The sequence below is a fragment of the Hyphomonas atlantica corrig. genome (assembly GCF_000682715.1).
GTDB classification, from domain to species: Bacteria; Pseudomonadota; Alphaproteobacteria; order Caulobacterales; family Hyphomonadaceae; genus Hyphomonas; species Hyphomonas atlantica.
This window is the reverse complement of the sequence record NZ_AWFH01000019.1, coordinates 1-15,733: the sequence shown is the minus strand read 5'-3', so window position 1 is coordinate 15,733 and position 15,733 is coordinate 1. Positions and strand designations below refer to the sequence as shown.

General features: G+C 57.8%; 11 protein-coding genes and 3 pseudogenes. 3 read left to right on the top strand and 11 right to left on the bottom strand.

Annotated features, from left to right (window positions below):
• Window positions 1–65 precede the first annotated feature (65 nt).
• From HY36_RS09770 to HY36_RS09730, 9 genes are read right to left on the bottom strand one after another with little or no spacing between them, the layout of a single operon-like run.
• Window positions 66–1,040 carry an alpha/beta fold hydrolase gene (locus tag HY36_RS09770; RefSeq protein WP_035551935.1) on the bottom strand — a complete coding sequence of 325 codons (975 nt, stop codon included), beginning with the start codon at window positions 1,038–1,040 and terminating at the stop codon, window positions 66–68.
• Complete coding sequence (locus tag HY36_RS09765; protein ID WP_034766453.1) at window positions 1,037–2,674, bottom strand: flavin-containing monooxygenase; 1,638 nt, start codon at window positions 2,672–2,674, stop codon at window positions 1,037–1,039. Before HY36_RS09765 ends, HY36_RS09770 begins: the two co-directional genes overlap by 4 nt.
• The gene (locus HY36_RS09760; protein WP_034766454.1) at window positions 2,674–4,284 is read right to left on the bottom strand and encodes an acyl-CoA synthetase; all 1,611 of its coding nucleotides are present in this window, start codon (window positions 4,282–4,284) and stop codon (window positions 2,674–2,676) included. The genes HY36_RS09765 and HY36_RS09760 overlap by 1 nt, the downstream gene beginning before the upstream one ends.
• Before the next feature lie 58 nt (window positions 4,285–4,342).
• Window positions 4,343–5,434: an acyl-CoA dehydrogenase family protein gene (locus HY36_RS09755; RefSeq protein ID WP_034766455.1), complete on the bottom strand. Its 1,092-nt coding sequence runs from the start codon at window positions 5,432–5,434 to the stop codon at window positions 4,343–4,345.
• Window positions 5,434–6,684 (bottom strand): acyl-CoA dehydrogenase family protein, encoded by a 1,251-nt coding sequence (locus HY36_RS09750; protein ID WP_034766456.1) that lies wholly within the window; start codon window positions 6,682–6,684, stop codon window positions 5,434–5,436. Before HY36_RS09750 ends, HY36_RS09755 begins: the two co-directional genes overlap by 1 nt.
• A 7-nt stretch (window positions 6,685–6,691) precedes the next feature.
• On the bottom strand, window positions 6,692–7,153 hold the full coding sequence (locus HY36_RS09745; RefSeq protein WP_081806136.1) for a Zn-ribbon domain-containing OB-fold protein: 462 nt from the start codon (window positions 7,151–7,153) through the stop codon (window positions 6,692–6,694).
• Complete coding sequence (locus HY36_RS09740; protein WP_034766457.1) at window positions 7,150–8,340, bottom strand: thiolase C-terminal domain-containing protein; 1,191 nt, start codon at window positions 8,338–8,340, stop codon at window positions 7,150–7,152. Before HY36_RS09740 ends, HY36_RS09745 begins: the two co-directional genes overlap by 4 nt.
• Entirely contained in the window at window positions 8,337–9,512 is a 1,176-nt protein-coding gene (locus tag HY36_RS09735) for an NAD(P)H-dependent flavin oxidoreductase (RefSeq protein WP_051599952.1), read from the bottom strand. Before HY36_RS09735 ends, HY36_RS09740 begins: the two co-directional genes overlap by 4 nt.
• Window positions 9,513–9,555: 43 nt before the next feature.
• A complete protein-coding gene (locus HY36_RS09730) occupies window positions 9,556–10,296 on the bottom strand; it encodes a FadR/GntR family transcriptional regulator (RefSeq protein WP_034766458.1) in 741 nt (246 codons plus the stop codon).
• Window positions 10,297–10,475: 179 nt separating this feature from the next.
• On the opposite strand from HY36_RS09730, the gene HY36_RS09725 reads away from it, so the two are divergent.
• Window positions 10,476–11,738: a cytochrome P450 gene (locus HY36_RS09725; RefSeq protein ID WP_035551931.1), complete on the top strand. Its 1,263-nt coding sequence runs from the start codon at window positions 10,476–10,478 to the stop codon at window positions 11,736–11,738.
• A 3-nt stretch (window positions 11,739–11,741) separates the two neighbouring features.
• A pseudogene (locus tag HY36_RS18745) lies at window positions 11,742–12,308 on the top strand (IS3 family transposase); the annotation flags it as partial.
• A 252-nt stretch (window positions 12,309–12,560) separates the two neighbouring features.
• Here the strand turns inward: HY36_RS18745 and HY36_RS09715 are convergent.
• Window positions 12,561–13,820 (bottom strand): IS110 family transposase, encoded by a 1,260-nt coding sequence (locus HY36_RS09715; RefSeq protein ID WP_035551926.1) that lies wholly within the window; start codon window positions 13,818–13,820, stop codon window positions 12,561–12,563.
• A 368-nt stretch (window positions 13,821–14,188) separates the two neighbouring features.
• Window positions 14,189–15,461: pseudogene (locus tag HY36_RS09710) on the bottom strand (IS110 family transposase).
• 134 nt (window positions 15,462–15,595) lie between these two features.
• On the opposite strand from HY36_RS09710, the pseudogene HY36_RS18140 reads away from it, so the two are divergent.
• Window positions 15,596–15,733: pseudogene (locus HY36_RS18140) on the top strand (integrase core domain-containing protein); the annotation flags it as partial.

Genomic DNA, 15,733 nt, shown 5'->3' with positions numbered 1-15,733 from the left:
CAAACGAGGGATTTTTCGGGGAGCAGGTCACTTCGAAGCTTGGTTCAGCGGCATGAGGGGCTGGTCTACTTATTCTCCCAGAGGTGCAGAATACTCAGGAGTGCGGTCACGAATGCCAATGGCTGATCGAGCATCAAATGGTGGCGCGCCTCAGGTACGGCGATAATTGGGATGTCACCGCCCCCTAGCTCACGGATGTAGTCAGCCGAATCCTTGGTAAAGAGCTGACTCTTGGCACCATGAACGATGGTCTTGCGACCCGGCGCATTCACGAGTCGCTGGCCGATAGTGAGCCATTCCTCTGACTTATTGCTTCGCCGGAATACCTCGGGTGAGAATTTCCATGTCCAGTTGTCTCCGTCGCGCCGCATAGAATGATAGGCCATGTAATCTAGGAGGAAAGGCTCGCCAACCGGCTGGGGCGGGGAAAGGACGTATCTTTTGCGCGCCTCTTCATAGCTCGCGTAGGACCGCTTGGGCTTGTCAGGATCACCTGACCCCGGGCTGGAACGGCGTTGGTTCCAGTATTGCTCCAGGAGCTCGGCGCGCATGACCATGAGATCACAAATTACGAGGCCGGAGAAGTGATCGGGCGATTGCGTCACGGCAGTGAGCGCTGCGCCGGAACCGAAACTGTGCGCGACGATGGTGGGTTTGTGGCCATCTGCAAACAGATTGAGCGCCTCGGCAATCTCAACAAATTCGCGCCCTCTCGCTTCTGGATCGGCCTGCCCACGCATCTCCGAGTCGCCCATGCCGGCGAGATCGAACGCGACAACGTCATAGTCTTCGGCGAGGAATGGGGCGATGAAGGCAAAGCAGCGCGCGTGGGAGAGAAAGCCATGTGTCATAAGCACTTTCGGCTTGCTGCGGTCGCCCCAGCGAAAGTAATGCACTTTAGCATTGTCGATCTCCACATAACCTTCCTCGCGCGGCACTTTCAGGGCCGACACAAACCATTCCGGCAGATGCGAACCATCTCCAGCCCAGACGGGGCTGATATCGTCGGGAAAAACTGTCACTTTGGTTAACATACTCATTCCATCATCTGTTCGTTGCTGGTGGGTTTGTCGATCATGAAGCCGCGATACCCCTCGTTCGCTACTTCTTCGCAGAGTGCGACGTATCCAGACACGCTTGGAAAGTTGATCAGCTGACGCTTCCTGCCAGGGATATTTGCGCCCATGTACCAGGAATTCGCTTCTGGAAACAGTGTCATGGCGCCGGCCTGGGCAACCATTTTGGTCCAGTCAGCTTCTGCGGTCGCACAGGCTTCGAATTGATTACTGTCATTGTCCCGCATCCAGACGAGAAAGTCACAGATCCAGTCACCCTGTATCTCTGCGCTGGTCGGGCCGTTCGAGAAACCTGACGGGCTAAGTGGACCGTATGCAAACAGCATGTTTGGAAAGTCTGCTATCGCCATGCCGAGATAGGCGCGTAACCCGTCTTCCCAAGCTTGTGAAACAGACAGGCCGTTCGTCCCCGTGATGTTCATATCGACCATGCCGCCGCGCCCGGCATCGAAGCCGGTGGCGTAAACGATGAGGTCGCATTCCACCTCGCCGTCAGCGGTCTCTATCGCGTGCGGTTTGATCTGGGTGATGGGGGTTGCCTTCAGATCGACCAGATCGACATTATCCTGCGCGAAAATCTCGTAATAACACTGCTCGAGCGAAGGTCTCTTCGTGCCGAATGGATGGGGTGGTTCGGAAGGCGCGAGCTGTTCAACAAGATTGGGATCGGAGATCCTGTCGCAAACCTTGTTTCGCCAGAAATCATAGGCGTAGCGGTTCGCTTCGCGATTGATCAGCAGGTCGGCGAAATTGTGATACCAGAACCTGAGGCCGCCTTTCTGCCACAGATATTCGAAGTGTGCGGTGCGCTCTTTCTCGTCAACTTCGAGCGCCGAAACGTCCAGCGATTGAGATTCGAACCCTCCGCTGGTCTGCTTGCGCGTTTCGAAGATAGCAGCATAATCCTGCTTGTCGCGTTCTTGATCTTCCTTTGATAGCTTTTGCTGCCGCATGGGCAGCGCCAGGATTGGTGTTCTTTGAAATAGGGTCAGCTTCGATGCGGACTTCGCGGCTTCCTGCGCGACTTGCACACCGCTTGCCCCGGTGCCGATCAAGGCAATCTTGCGTCCGCTGAGATCGCCCCCCTGTTGTGGCCAGCGCGCCGTGTGAAACCATTCGCCTTCGAAATCCTCAATGCCGGGAAAATCAGGGATATGCGGCTTTGATGCGAAACCAATAGCGGGCAAGAGGAACCGTGTCGTAACAGTTTCCTCTCCGTTGAGTTGCAGGCGCCATTGCTGCGCCGCTTGCTCATAGTTCGCGCCTGTGACCCGTGACCCCATGCGCATCATGGGCCACAGCTTGAGTGTATTACAAACATGATGGAAATACGCTCTTAGCTCTTTCCATCCGGGAAATCGTTCGCTCCAGGTCCATGATTTCCACACTTCAGGTATTGAGTACTCGTAGATCGGCACCTGCGAATCCACTCGTGCGCCCGGATAGCAATTCCAATACCAGATACCGCCCGGCTCGGCCGCAGCATCCACCAGCAACACGTTGAACCCGGCGTTACGTAACTTGTGTAACAGGTAGATGCCGCTGAAGCCGGCACCGACGATTAGGGCGTCGTAATCAGGAGAAGCCCGCTTGCTCATCACGCGACCGTCAAACGCTCGGCGATTGCTTTCGCTGTTGCATAGTCGGCCTTGCCGTTGGATGCGCGCAGGGCTGTTTCCGTTGGATGGATGGCCTTTGGCGTTTTGTAGCCGGCCAATTGCTGACGAACATGGTCTTTGACGCCTTGCTCGTCGAATGCAGCGTCGCCACTCAGGTGCACGACGGCGATGACGGCCTGGCCCCATTTTTCACTCGGCACGCCCACGACCAGCGCGTCAGCGATGGCGGGATGGGTCTTGAGGACTTCCTCGACTTCTTCCGGATAGACCTTTTCACCAGCCGTGTTGATGCACACGCTGCCACGGCCCAGCAGGGTCAGGCTGCCATCGGCTTCGACCGTGCACCAGTCGCCTGGAATCGAATAGCGCACCCCGTCGATAGTGCGGAAGGTCTTGGCGGACTTTTCGGGATCCTTGTAATAACCCGCCGGGATTGCGCCCTTGCGAGCGATATATCCCGGTACGCCGCTGCCCGGCGTTACTTTCTGGTCGTATTCATCGAAGACATCGCAGAATTCACCGATCCCGAATTTCGCGGTGTTCGTACCCCCATCTGCGGTTGTGACGGAGAGGCCGAAGCCGAGCCCTTCGGAAGCGCCAAAGCTGTCCATCAGCACCGCTTGGGGGATATGCTTGCACAGGCCAGCCTTGACCTCCTTGCTCCACATCACGCCGGATGAAACAATGGAGACAAGGCTGTTTGTGTCCCAGCGACCGGGATTATCGTCCAGCGCCTGCAACATCGGTTTGGCAAAAGCGTCGCCCACAATTGAAATGCTTTCCACCTTGTGCGTATCAACCGTCTCCCACAATTCAAGCGCATCGAAAGATGGGTCCGACAGAGTCACGATGGCACCGCCCGACATGAGCGTGCCGATCGCAGTGATGAAGCCTGTCCCGTGCATTAACGGGCAGGAGGGAAGTGTACGTCTGCCCGGCCCTTGACTGGTGATTAGGGCGACGTTTTCCTCGACTGTTTGCGGAACGGGGCCGAGCAGCTTCTGGGCGTCCAGTTGCGCCTTGCGCATATCGTCGTGACGCCACATCACGCCCTTGGGCATCCCTGTCGTGCCGCCGGTATAAATGAAGAGCAAATCGTCAGGCGAGCGCGTGATGCCGAGCGCTGATCCATCACCTTCCTGCGCGAGAATTTCATAAGGGATCGCAAAAGGTGCGATTTGCGAAGCATCGCCAATTTCAACGAAGGTGTGAACCTTTCCGAGCCGGTCCTTGAGTTCGACGATACAGTCACGGAACTCCGAACTATAAATAATCACCTCGCTGTCAGAATCATCAAAAATGTAAAAAACTTCTTCGGGGCGATAGCGGTAATTGATGTTCACATGAGTCAACCGCCCCTTAAAGCAGGCCGCCATCAGCTCACCATATTCAGGGCGGTTGCGCATGTAGAAAGCCACCTTGGCGCCGTCGCTAGCTCCGCGTTGTCGCAACGCGCGCGCGACATTGTTCGAGCGCGCGGACATTTCGGGCCAAGTGATGATCCGGTCGCCGTGTATCAAGGCCGGAGCGTCTTGAGGCATGGCGGGCTCGATTGCGTCGAGAATGTCGCCGAGATTCCATTCGATCATGTTGCTTGATTCCTTCAAGACTGGGCCGCAAATCTCGCAGCCGTATACAATGAGTGTATTACGGGGCTTTTATCCAACCCTGTAGGGCTGCCAATTCGGCCCGCACCGTTTCGGGGCCTCCAAGCGCTTGCCGGTCGAAGCCAATACGTTTGAACCAGTAATGAAGACCCATCAGGTCCGTAAATCCCATTCCGCCATGCACTTCGGTGGAGGTGCGGGCGACAAAGCGATGGACTTCGCCTGTGTGTGATTTGGCATGGCAGGCGAAAATGGATGCATCCTCCGGTATCGAATCGAAGGCGTGGGCCGCATACCAGACAAGCGAGCGGCATGGCTCATGACGTGCGGCCATCTCCGCGCACATGTGCTTGACGGCCTGGAAACTGCCGATGAGCCGGCCAAACTGCTCGCGCTGGCCAGAATAATCGACAGCCTTTTCGATCATGGCCTGGCCTGCGCCAAGGCTGTCAGCAGCTAAGATCACACGGCCCGCATCGCGCAACCGGGCCGTTGTCGCGCCGTTATCGTCAATAAGCGGTTCTGCCTCTGTCTGTTCGAAACGCAATTCCCCGACACTGCGGGTGCGATCAATGGTCGTCAGCCGGATCGTCTCCAGTTTGAGGGCATCGGCTGTAACGAGGTGCAGCCGGCCGCCAGCGTCGGCTACGATGTAAGCGTCAGCTCCCTCGAAATCCAGGCAGAACAGGGCGGTTCCGCTGAGCTTCCCATCAGCAGAGGAAACGCCCGCCCCGTCGCGCGCCTCGACCGTCTCGGAAATCGCGACAGCGATACGCGCCTCGCCGTTCGCGATCTTCGGTAGCCATTGTGCTTTTTGTTCTTCGCTACCAGCCTCGCTCAGCGCGATAGGCGCAAGTACATGACTGGCGAGAAAAGGCACTGGCGCGACCATATAGGCGAGCTGTTCGGCAACTATGGCAGCGTCGAGAAGGGTCATACCGAGGCCGCCATGCTCTTCAGGTACCAGCATTCCGGGAATTCCCAAGTCCTGAACGGCGCCGAGCACTTTGTCGCTGAGTGGATTGTCCAGTTCGGCGCATTCGCGGACATGATCGAGCGGGCAGGTGTCCGCAAGACAACGGGCAACCGCATCACGTAACATCTGCTGGTCCTGAGATAATCCGAAATCCATTAGGCTGATCCCTGTTTGTGACGCTCTATGTCTGCGGTTGCTTTCGCCGCATCCGAAACCTTTGCGAGCTTCGGTTCGCGCGGCATTTCGAGGCCACGTTCGGCGATGATGTTTTTCTGAATCTGCGCGGTGCCGCCGCCTATTATGAGACCGAGCTGGAACATGTAGTTCCATTGCCACGCGCCTCCTTCGCGCTCTCGCGGGCTGCCATGGTAAAGCGTGCCTATCTCACCCATGGCGTCGATCGCCAGTGCTGAAATCTGGTGGGCAATCTCACAGCTTTGCAGCTTGACGATTAGCTTCGCCATGCCGCCTGACTCACCCTTGAGGCTGTTCGAAAGGATACGCATCCCATTGCATTTCATCGCTGACACCTCGGCCTGGAGCGCCAACAGCCGATCTCGCAGAACCGGATTGTCGATTGCGCGGGCCTGTCCGATACGCTCTTCCTGCATCAGGGCGATCAGTGCCTGTAGCCGGTTTTCGAGCGCGCCGGGATCACCCAGCATTCCGCGCTCATGGCCGAGGGTTGCATTCGCCACGAGCCAGCCCTGGCCCCGCGCCCCTACAATCTGGTCCACCGGAACGCGGACATTGGTGAAGAATGTCTCATTGAATTCGGCGTGGCCTGTCATCGTCTTCAAAGGACGAACCTCGATACCCGGTGTGTCCATCGAGAAGATCAGGTAGGAAATACCGCGGTGTTTTGGTGCGTCGGGCTCGGTCCTTACGAGGCAGAAGATCATGTCGGCCTGCTTCGCCGTGCTGGTCCAGATTTTCTGGCCATTGATGACGAAATTGCCGTCTTCGACTCGCGCCCTGGTCTTGAGGCTGGCCAGGTCCGATCCGGCACCGGGTTCAGAATAGCCCTGGCACCATACGATCTCGCCTTTCAGCGTGGGTTCGATCCAGCGTTGCTTCTGCTCCTCGGTGCCGAGTTCCAGCAAAGTCGGGACGAGCATCGAGATGCCCTGGTTCGTGAGCCCGCCCGGCACCCCGGCCCGTGAAAACTCCTCGGAGATGATGCGCGATTTGAGGATGTCGGGTTCCGCGCCGTAGCCGCCATACTCCGCCGGGATCGTGCGGGCAGTGTACCCGTTTTCGATCAGCAGCTTCTGCCATTTGACGGCTTCGGGTGAAGGGCGGGCTGCCCGAGTCGCACACGGCGGCGCAAGGTGGCTATGCGCTTCGATGAAATCGCGCACCTGTTGACGGAATGTGTCGTATTCGGGGCCGTAATCGAGATCCATATCGCTTCTATTCCTCGCAGGGACGGAAAACGGGCAGACGGAAGTCGTCCCCGATTGTTTCGAATGTCAATTCTACAGGAAGGTCGAGCCTGAGGCTATCATGGTCACAATCGATCAGACGAGTGGCCATGCGTACACCCTCTTCGAGTTCAACCACCGCAGCCACGAAGGGAATGTCGGCGGCAAATGCCGGGTGCAGGGCCTGGTGGGTGATGGTCCAGGAAAAAAGCGTACCCTTGCCAGTGCTGCGCTCCCACGAAAATTCCGGTGAGCCACACTTCGCGCACATATAACGAGGCAGGTGGCGGAGGGTGCCGCAATCGCTGCAACGCTGGAAATAGAGATGGCCATCCTGGCACCGATTCCAGAATTCCTGTTCGATAGGATCCTGCGGGCGCGGTTTCGGCTTGGGCGGAGCCTTCTGCGCCTTGAAGCGCATTTTAGGCGGCAGTTCGTTCTTGTCGCTCACGTAAACCTCCTGAGGATTGCGATACTCCCGTCGCCAAGGTCGCCCCAGCCGGTCACGAGGCCGGTCTGGGCATCTGCGACCTGACGCTCGCCGCAATCGTGGCGCAGCTGGCGGACCGCCTCAACAACATGGTTGAGGCCCCAGACATGCGCTTCGCTCAGCAAGCCGCCATGGGTGTTGATGGGATAGCGTCCACCCAGCTCGATCTGGCCATCAGCGACGAATTCGCTCTGACCGCCGGGTTCGCAGTAACCGAGCGCTTCAAGCTGCAACAGCACGATATAAGAGAAGCAGTCGTAGATTTGCAGAAAATCCATATCCTCGCGGGTGACGCCTGCCATCTCGAATGCGCGCGGGGCGGCATAGCTGAGGCCGATCTTGAAAGGGTCGGGGCGCGAGGGGATGTCGTCGGCGGGATAGGGGTGGCCCTCAGCCGCGCCTGCGATGCTTACCGGCACGTGCCGCATGTCCTTGGCCCGTTCCATGCGCGAGACAACGACCGCACAGGCACCATCGGTTTCCAGGCAGCAATCGTAGAGCCGGAAAGGCTCGGATATCCAGCGCGCCGAGTGATATGCCTCGAGATCGAATGTACGGCCATAATTGAAGGCTCTCGGATTTAGCTGCGCGTGACGGTTACATGCGAGTGCCACAGCGGCCATCGCGTCCGGCCCGACACTGTGGAGCTTGGAATGTCGCATGGCGAGCCAGGCATACATCTGCACCGGCAGGAACACGCCATAAGGAATGTAATAGCCCTGAATGGTGTTGGTCAGAGTGTTCATGTTCATCGGCCGGGTAGGCGGGGCACCGGCCTTGGGCCTGAGTGCGGAATAGCCATTCCAGCCCAGCGTTACGAGAACGTGGTCACAAAGTCCGCTGGCGATCGCCATCGCCGCGTTCTGGAGCGCTGTCGTCGGGCTGGCTCCGCCCATGTGAACGGTAGCCGCATAGCGCAATACGTCGATACCCAGATTGGCGGCCATTTCTTCCGATGTCGTGTAGATCGGCGGCGGAACCATGCCGTCGATGTCGGATGGCTTCAGCCCGGCATCAGCGATCGCCTTGCGGGAAGCTTCGAGCATCATGTCGACCGCGGTATTTTCGGCGCCCTTGATGAATGCCGTTTCACCGACGCCCGTGATTGCGGACCTGTCACTGAAATTGAAGGTGGATGTGGCGCTCATTTTTGATGCTTGTCCTGTTGGCTGGACTGCATGTCTCCGACAAACGAGCGGGAGAGTGCGACTTCCGCACCTTCGACAAGTTCACGCATCACCTCGGCTGCGGGCCGGATCGAATGGATGAGGCCAATTCCCTGGCCAGCAAAGCCAGGCATGATATCCTTGCGCTCAGCCTTGAGGCCTGAAGCCATAACCGGACCTGAAATTATCGACTGGAAAGGCATGGGCAGTGGTTCCTTGCCCGCAGCAACCCACGCATCGGCCCATTTGTTACGGATCATGCGGGCAGGCTTGCCGGTTAACGAGCGGCTTACGACGGTATCCGCGTCACCGCTTTCGGTGATTGCTTCCTTCTGAAAATGCTCGATGCCTGCTTCGTCCGTTGCGAGGAATGCGGTGCCGATCCACGCGCCTTCTGCCCCCAACATCAGCGACGCCGCGACACCGCGCCCATCTGAAATACCACCTGCACCGATCACGGGCACCCGATCACCGACCGCATCCACGACTTGCGGGATAAGCGACATGGTTCCGATAGGTGAATTGTGGCCGCCGCCGTCGTGACCTTGGGCGACGATCATGTCGATACCGGAATCGACCACCTGCTCGGCATGCTTGACCTTGCCGATCACCGCCATGACCTTGGTGCCGTTGGCGTGAAGACGGTCGATCCAGGGCGCGGGATTGCCGAGGCCCGCGGCATAGACCGGCACCTTTTCCTCAATCACCACCTCCATCTGCGCCTCGAAGAATTCTCTCGAGAATAGCTGGAGCTGGCTCTTGCCCATATCCGGCGAACCTGCGGCGCGCATCGCTGCTGCAGCATCGACTTCGGGAAGGTTCTCCCGCGCCATGAAATCGCGGGTAAACTCCTTGTATTCGTCGATTTTTGCCATCGGGTTGGCGGGCGCGTTACCGGATTGCGGCGCCGACCCCCGCCGGACCGAGGCCGGCAGAAGCGTATCCACCCCGAACGGCTTGTCGGTCATCTCGCGGGTCTGACGGATCCAGCTACGTAACTGGTCCGGCGAGCACGCCGCGGCGCCGAGGACGCCTAGCCCCCCTGCATTCGATACCGCGGCCGCGAGCGCGGGGACACTTGCCCCGCCCATTCCGGCCAGAAAGATCGGATATTCGATCTCGAGAATTTCGCATATGCGCGTTTGTAGCGGCATGTTATTTATTCTCCCGTCTTAGACATTGCGGTTCGCAAGTCTTCTAAATTTGTCCCCACCTCACTTTTTGAGAAACCAGATCAGGACTTCGTTCAGCTAAATAATTTGCCGAACCTGACACAAGGCGGGCCATGGCCTGCCGCGCTTCCTGGGCATCACCTGTGCGTACCGCTTCCAGAACGCGGCGCAGGATTCGCAACTGGACTGCGCGCTCCTGGGCGGAATAGCCGAGCGAGCGCGAAAATTCGCGGGTCAGTAAATGCAAGGTGGAGGTCAGAAGGCCGAAAAGCGGATTGCCGCTGGCCCAACCGAGCAGGTCGTGAAACCGACGGTTAAGTTCCTCGAACTGGCTTCCCGCCTCATTCCGCTCAAGCTCTTTAAGGCAATCGGCGAGTGCGCTGAGGTCGCCTGTGGTCGCGCGCTGGGCGGCATAGGCTGCAACATCCGGCGCTATGGCTTCACGCAGTTCGAGCAGACCCCTCAGGTCTGCTTCCATGAATTGCAGGATGAGAGAAAGACTATTTGCGAAATCACCGGACTGCGGGCGCGCAACCACCGGGCCCCCGCCACGGCCCAATTGAAGGTGGATTACGCCCTGAAGCTCCAGGAAGCGGAGCGCTTCACGCAAGGTTGCTCTGGCGACTTCGTACCGCGCGAGCATTTCTTCTTCGCGTGGCAACCGGTCTCCCGCAACGCGTGCACCAGCTTCAATGTCGCGAACGATGTCTTGTGCGAGCGAAAGTGCACGCTTTGCCTTCTTTGCGTTATAGGCCCTGGGCTGCATCTTTGAACCTAATATATTATCATAATTAATCTGATGAACGGCCAAATCAAGCGTTTAGCTTCCATGGTTGTAACTAATCGTCAAGTATGTATGATAATATTTAAAAGTGGCATGTTGCGGGGCCGCTAATTTGCCAGAAGGTGGCGCGCTATTTTCGCGTACGGACTGAAGGATAGAACATGAGTATAGAAACAATTGAGCTGAACACGGCCGAAAAAATCGCGACCATTCCGATCGAGCAAATCGATGTTTCACGGCCGAGCCTTTTTCAGAAAGATACAATTGGCCTGTTTTTCGACCGATTGCGCAGAGAGGATCCAGTCCACTACTGTCCTGAGAGCAAAGTCGGGCCATACTGGTCGGTTACCAAGTTCGACGACATCATGGCCGTTGACACCAATCACAAAGTCTTCTCGTCGGAAGCGAAGCTCGGCGGAATTGCCATTCAGGACATGCATGCGGGGGAAGGTGCGCTTGAGCTTGAAATGTTCATCGCCATGGATCCGCCCAAGCACGATCAGCAACGCAAGGCCGTTAACTCCGCAGTCGCGCCGTCAAACTTGCAGTTGCTCGAGCCGACAATCCGTGAGCGTGCGTGCAAGATACTTGATGATCTGCCGGTTGGTGAGGAAATCGACTGGGTTAATAAAGTCTCGGTCGAGTTGACCACAATGACCCTTGCGACCTTGTTCGACTTCCCTTGGGAAGAGCGGCGCAAACTCACTCGCTGGTCCGACATCGCAACGGCCGCGCCTGAAACCGGTATCGTCGAATCTTATGAGGCAAGGCGCAAAGAACTGATTGAATGCGCGATGTATTTCAAAGGGCTCTGGGATCAGCGTATTAACCAAGACCCCAAGAACGACCTCATATCCATGATGGCGCATTCTCCGGCGACGCGGGACATGCCCTTCCTAGAGTTTCTGGGCAACTTGCTGCTGCTTATTGTGGGCGGCAACGACACTACGCGGAACTCGATCAGCGGCGGCGTGCTCGCCCTTAATCAGAACCCTGAAGAATATCGCAAGCTGAATGAGGATCCGTCGCTGATCACCAGCATGGTGCCAGAGATTATCCGCTGGCAGACTCCGCTGACCCATATGCGCCGGACTGCGCTCCAGGATTACGAGATTGGCGGTAAGCTGATCAAAAAAGGTGATAAAGTGGTGATGTGGTATCTGTCGGGCAACCGGGATGAGTCTGTCATCGAGAATGCTGACCAGTTCATAATCGACCGAAAGAACCCACGTCATCACCTGTCCTTTGGCTATGGCATCCATCGCTGCATGGGCAACAGGCTTGCAGAACTGCAACTTAGGATTATCTGGGAAGAGATCCAAAAGCGTTTCGCGAAGGTCGAAGTGACCGGCGAGCCCGAGCGTCTGTTTTCGAACCTTGTGCGAGGCATCACGAAACTGCCTGTGCGGCTCCACGCTCGCTGACTGGGGACACCACTGAGCCTTTCACGCAAGCGCGAAGCGGTCGATCATGTGGTGGAGACATTCGGCGCAACCGAGCGTCGGGCTTGCCGCGTAATCGGCCAGCATCGTTCCACCCAGCGCAAGCCGCGCGTGCCGCGTCAGGATGAGGATGTGCTGACAGCGGCCATCATCACCCTGGCTGAATGGTTCGGCCGGTATGGCTATCGTCGCATTACGGCCCTGCTGAGACGGGGTGGCTGGCATGTGAGCGAGAAGCGCGTCTATCACATCTGGCGGCGTGAAGGGCTGAAGGTCCCGATGAAACAACCGAAACGTGGCCGTCTCTGGTTGAGTGACGGCTCCTGCATTCGGATCAGACCAATGCACAAGGGGCATGTCTGATCCTATGATTTCGTCCAGGATCGCACGCATGATGGGAAGGTCTTCCGCATGCTGTGCGTCATTGATGAGTTCACTCGCGAATGCCTCACCATCCGCGTCGAGCGCAAGCTGAACTCCCGCGATGTCCTCGACACGCTGGGCGATCTGTTCGTCGTGCATGGACCGCCTGGGTACATACGTTCGGACAACGTCCTACATTCTGAACTTTTGGCAGGTTTCGGGCGCAAAGCCTCGTCCCGTAGTTTCCAGATACGGGTCTTGAAGTCAATTACCGGGTGGGCTTCCGCCGCACTGGAAGAGCTCGCAGCCATAGCAAACACAGGATCCATGCGAGTGAGGTTCGCTGGTCCTTACCGTCCTTAACACGGGATGCCGATCCGAGCGGAAGATCCGAACATTATCTACGAGGTCGCCGATAGACTGGCGCCTCAACGGCGCGCATCAGAGAGAGATTCTCCCGCCCGGTACCGCCCCTTCGTAGAAGGGGCGGTAAGCTTTTCCGCTCTTGATGATGGCATGCGCTGTGCGCGCCATCTTGGCGGTAACCGCAGTGAGCGCTTTGCGCCGGAGATCGGGATTGTCCGGATCCCTGGCGATATAGCGCGTATATTTATCCCTGAAATTGTTCTCCTTCTGGCGGATCGCGACCAGGCCGGCCATCCAGAGCGCCCGGCGAAGCCGTGCGTTGCCGTATTTCGACAGTTTCGTCTGTCCCCGGAAAGTGCCGGACTGATGCGTTGAGAGGTCCAGGCCGCAGAATTTCAGGAACTGGCGATGATGACCAAACCGGCGCAGGTCGCCGGCTTCAGCGAGAATGGTCAGGGCGATGATCGGGCCGATGCCGGGGATTTGCTTGAGGGCCTCGAAGTCAGGGGTTCCGCCCAGAAGGGCTTCAGCTTCCGCTTCGATCGTATTGCGCTGGCGGTTCAGGCTGCGCGCCTCCGCCAGAACCATGCGGAACATCGCGATGGCCCTGCTGTCGACCGGAACCGGCAACCCGATTGATTCTTTTGCGGTTTCACAGATGTCCACGATCAACCTGGCCTTTGAAACCTTCTTGCCAACAATGTCCCAGGCGGCGGCTGAGAAGGCTTCTGGAGACAAGGCCGTGATCGATGCCGGGGGCGGGAACGTCTCGAGCAGGGCGAAGAACCAGTCGCGCCTGGAGCTTCCCAGGAACTTCTCGATCTCGGGAAAATAGAGTGGCAGATAGTGCGTCAGGATCCGGTGAATGGTCTGCGTCCTTGCTCTCGACACGGCCTCATGCGTCTTCGAGAGCTCCTGGATATCTGCGAGGCCGGCGACCAAGGGATCCAGATAGACCTGGCTGAGACCTGTCGCCAGCATATGCAGGATAACCTGGGCATCCTTCGGATCATTCTTGTCCCATCCGTTGTGGATGGCTTCGCGCTGGCGAGCGAGTGCCATGGAAGAGATCAGGCGTGTCTTGATGCCGGCATCGACCAGTCTCCAGGCCAGTGCCCGATGATAATTACCGGTTGCCTCAAACCCCGTAACAACCGGACGGTCGAAAGCCTTCAGCCGTTGAATAAAGCGGTCGTGCTCTGCGCGCTGGTTGAGCACAACAAGACGCCGCCGTCGAGGCGACCCAGGCATCTGTATCAGAACATCATTGCGCTTCTTGGAAATGTCGATCGCGACGAGCACAGCATCCTGTGCGATAGAATGAATCCTGGCCATGGCCGGTCTGCTCCTCTTCGGTGGTGGTTGGAATAACCACTGTAAGAGGTCCTGCGGCCCGGTCATGGCCTCCTGCCTGCGTGCGGAATGCGCCGCAGGCGGCCATGACCTGCCTTGGTTCCGAATGTGCTACGTCCTATGAAAAGAACGAAAGCTGGAATGAGCCAACAGGTCGTTGATGCGTGACGGCGAACCTGCGTCCCGCTCGTTCGTAAAATCACCCAGGCGTCTTCTGTCGTCAAGGAATCAGTTCTTCCATAGCAAATACAGGGTACGCTGGATTGCGGCCCTCACCGTCCTTAAGACGAGATCCGAATACCCAGGCAGAAGACCCGAACATTATCTACGAGGTCGTGACGATGCATGCCTCAACGGCACTTGCAGAGCGGGGTCCTTCCGCCTGGGACCGCGTCCTTCGAAGAAGGGGCGGTAATCTGTCTCGGTCTTGATGACCGAATGTGCGGTGCGTGCGATCGTTGCGGCAACGGAAGTGAGTGCCTTGCGCTTCAGGTGCGGATCGCTGTGATCTCTGGCGATGTATCTTTCATACTTGTCGCGGAAGCCGTTCTCGCGCTGCCGAATGGCGACCTGTCCCGCCATCCAGAATGTCCGTCTCAGCCTGGCATTTCCAAACTTGGAGAGTTTGGTCTGTCCTCGGAATATGCCTGACTGCTGAGTCGAAAGGTTGAATCCGCAAAACTTAAGAAACTGCCGGTGATGCCCGAAGCGGCGCAGGTCCCCGGCCTCAGCCAGGATGGTGAGCGCGTTGATCGGCCCGATGCCTGGGATGGTCCTCAAGCGTACGAAGTCCGGATGTGTTCCAAGCAGGTCGCTGGCTTGCTGTTCGATCTGATCACGTTGGGCAATCAGATGCCTTCCCTGACCGAGAACGAGACAAAACATGCGGATCGCTGGCGTCTCCGGATCGACCGGCAGGCCAATGGAATCAGCGGCTGTGGCGTATATATCAGCGAGCAACCGAGCTATTGATGCCTTCTTGCCGACAACACCCCAGGCCGCTTCGATAAAAGCATCTTCGGACATGCACGTGATCGATCCCGGCGTGGGGAACTGTTCGAGGAAGGCGAGAAACCAATCGCTGCGCGAGTTGCCCATGAAGCGCTCAGCCTCGGGAAAGTAGAGTGGCAAGTAGTGTGTTCTCAAACGATGCCAGAACTCCGTCTTGGTTTGCGATATGACGGCATGTGTCTTCGACAACTCCTGAATGTCGTTCACGCCGTGCACGAGCGGGTCATGCCAGATCTGGGTTAGCCCAGTCTGCATCATATGCAGCATCACCTGCGCATCCTTCGGATCGTTCTTGTCCCATGAGTTGTGCATCGCCTCGCGCGTGCGTGCCAGCGACAGCGAAGAAATGAGCTTCAACTCAAACCCCGCCTGATGGAGCCGCCACGCCAGCGGCCGATGGTAGTCGCCCGTCGGCTCAAATCCGACCTGAACCGGCACGCCAAAGGCGGTGAGCGTCTCGACAAATCTGTCGATATCTTCCCGCACGTTACGAACTGTGAGGCGTTTGCGGCGTCGCCTCCCTGGGACAGCGATCAGAACTTCATTGCGATGCTTTGCGATATCAATCGCTACCAGAACGGGTTGCCCTGTCTTATGGTGCGTCTTGGTCATGGCCGGTCTCCTCTTCAGTTGTGGTCGGCAAAACCACTGTAAGAGACCTGAAGGCTCGGTCATGACCGCCCGCCTGCATGTGAGAAACAAGCAGGCGGTCACGACCTCCGGAACATCGGTTCCCAATGTGCTATGGCAGTGAATTTACCGGCCAGATCGTGGACCTCTGGGCATATCATTACAAGGTCAGAATGGACTTCTCGCGCCCCGGCAAGCCGCAGCAGAATGGCTTCGTCGAAAGCTTCAATGGATCGCTCCGGGACGAGTGCCTC

Coding starts and splice junctions, on each gene's coding strand:
- HY36_RS09770 (WP_035551935.1), bottom strand. CDS start 1,040: ATGAGTATGTTAACCAAAGTGACAGTTTTTCCCGACGATATCAGCCCC.
- HY36_RS09750 (WP_034766456.1), bottom strand. CDS start 6,684: ATGGATCTCGATTACGGCCCCGAATACGACACATTCCGTCAACAGGTG.
- HY36_RS09740 (WP_034766457.1), bottom strand. CDS start 8,340: ATGAGCGCCACATCCACCTTCAATTTCAGTGACAGGTCCGCAATCACG.
- HY36_RS09715 (WP_035551926.1), bottom strand. CDS start 13,820: ATGGCCAGGATTCATTCTATCGCACAGGATGCTGTGCTCGTCGCGATC.
- HY36_RS09760 (WP_034766454.1), bottom strand. CDS start 4,284: ATGATCGAATGGAATCTCGGCGACATTCTCGACGCAATCGAGCCCGCC.
- HY36_RS09765 (WP_034766453.1), bottom strand. CDS start 2,674: ATGAGCAAGCGGGCTTCTCCTGATTACGACGCCCTAATCGTCGGTGCC.
- HY36_RS09755 (WP_034766455.1), bottom strand. CDS start 5,434: ATGGATTTCGGATTATCTCAGGACCAGCAGATGTTACGTGATGCGGTT.
- HY36_RS09725 (WP_035551931.1), top strand. CDS start 10,476: ATGAGTATAGAAACAATTGAGCTGAACACGGCCGAAAAAATCGCGACC.
- HY36_RS09735 (WP_051599952.1), bottom strand. CDS start 9,512: ATGCCGCTACAAACGCGCATATGCGAAATTCTCGAGATCGAATATCCG.
- HY36_RS09730 (WP_034766458.1), bottom strand. CDS start 10,296: ATGCAGCCCAGGGCCTATAACGCAAAGAAGGCAAAGCGTGCACTTTCG.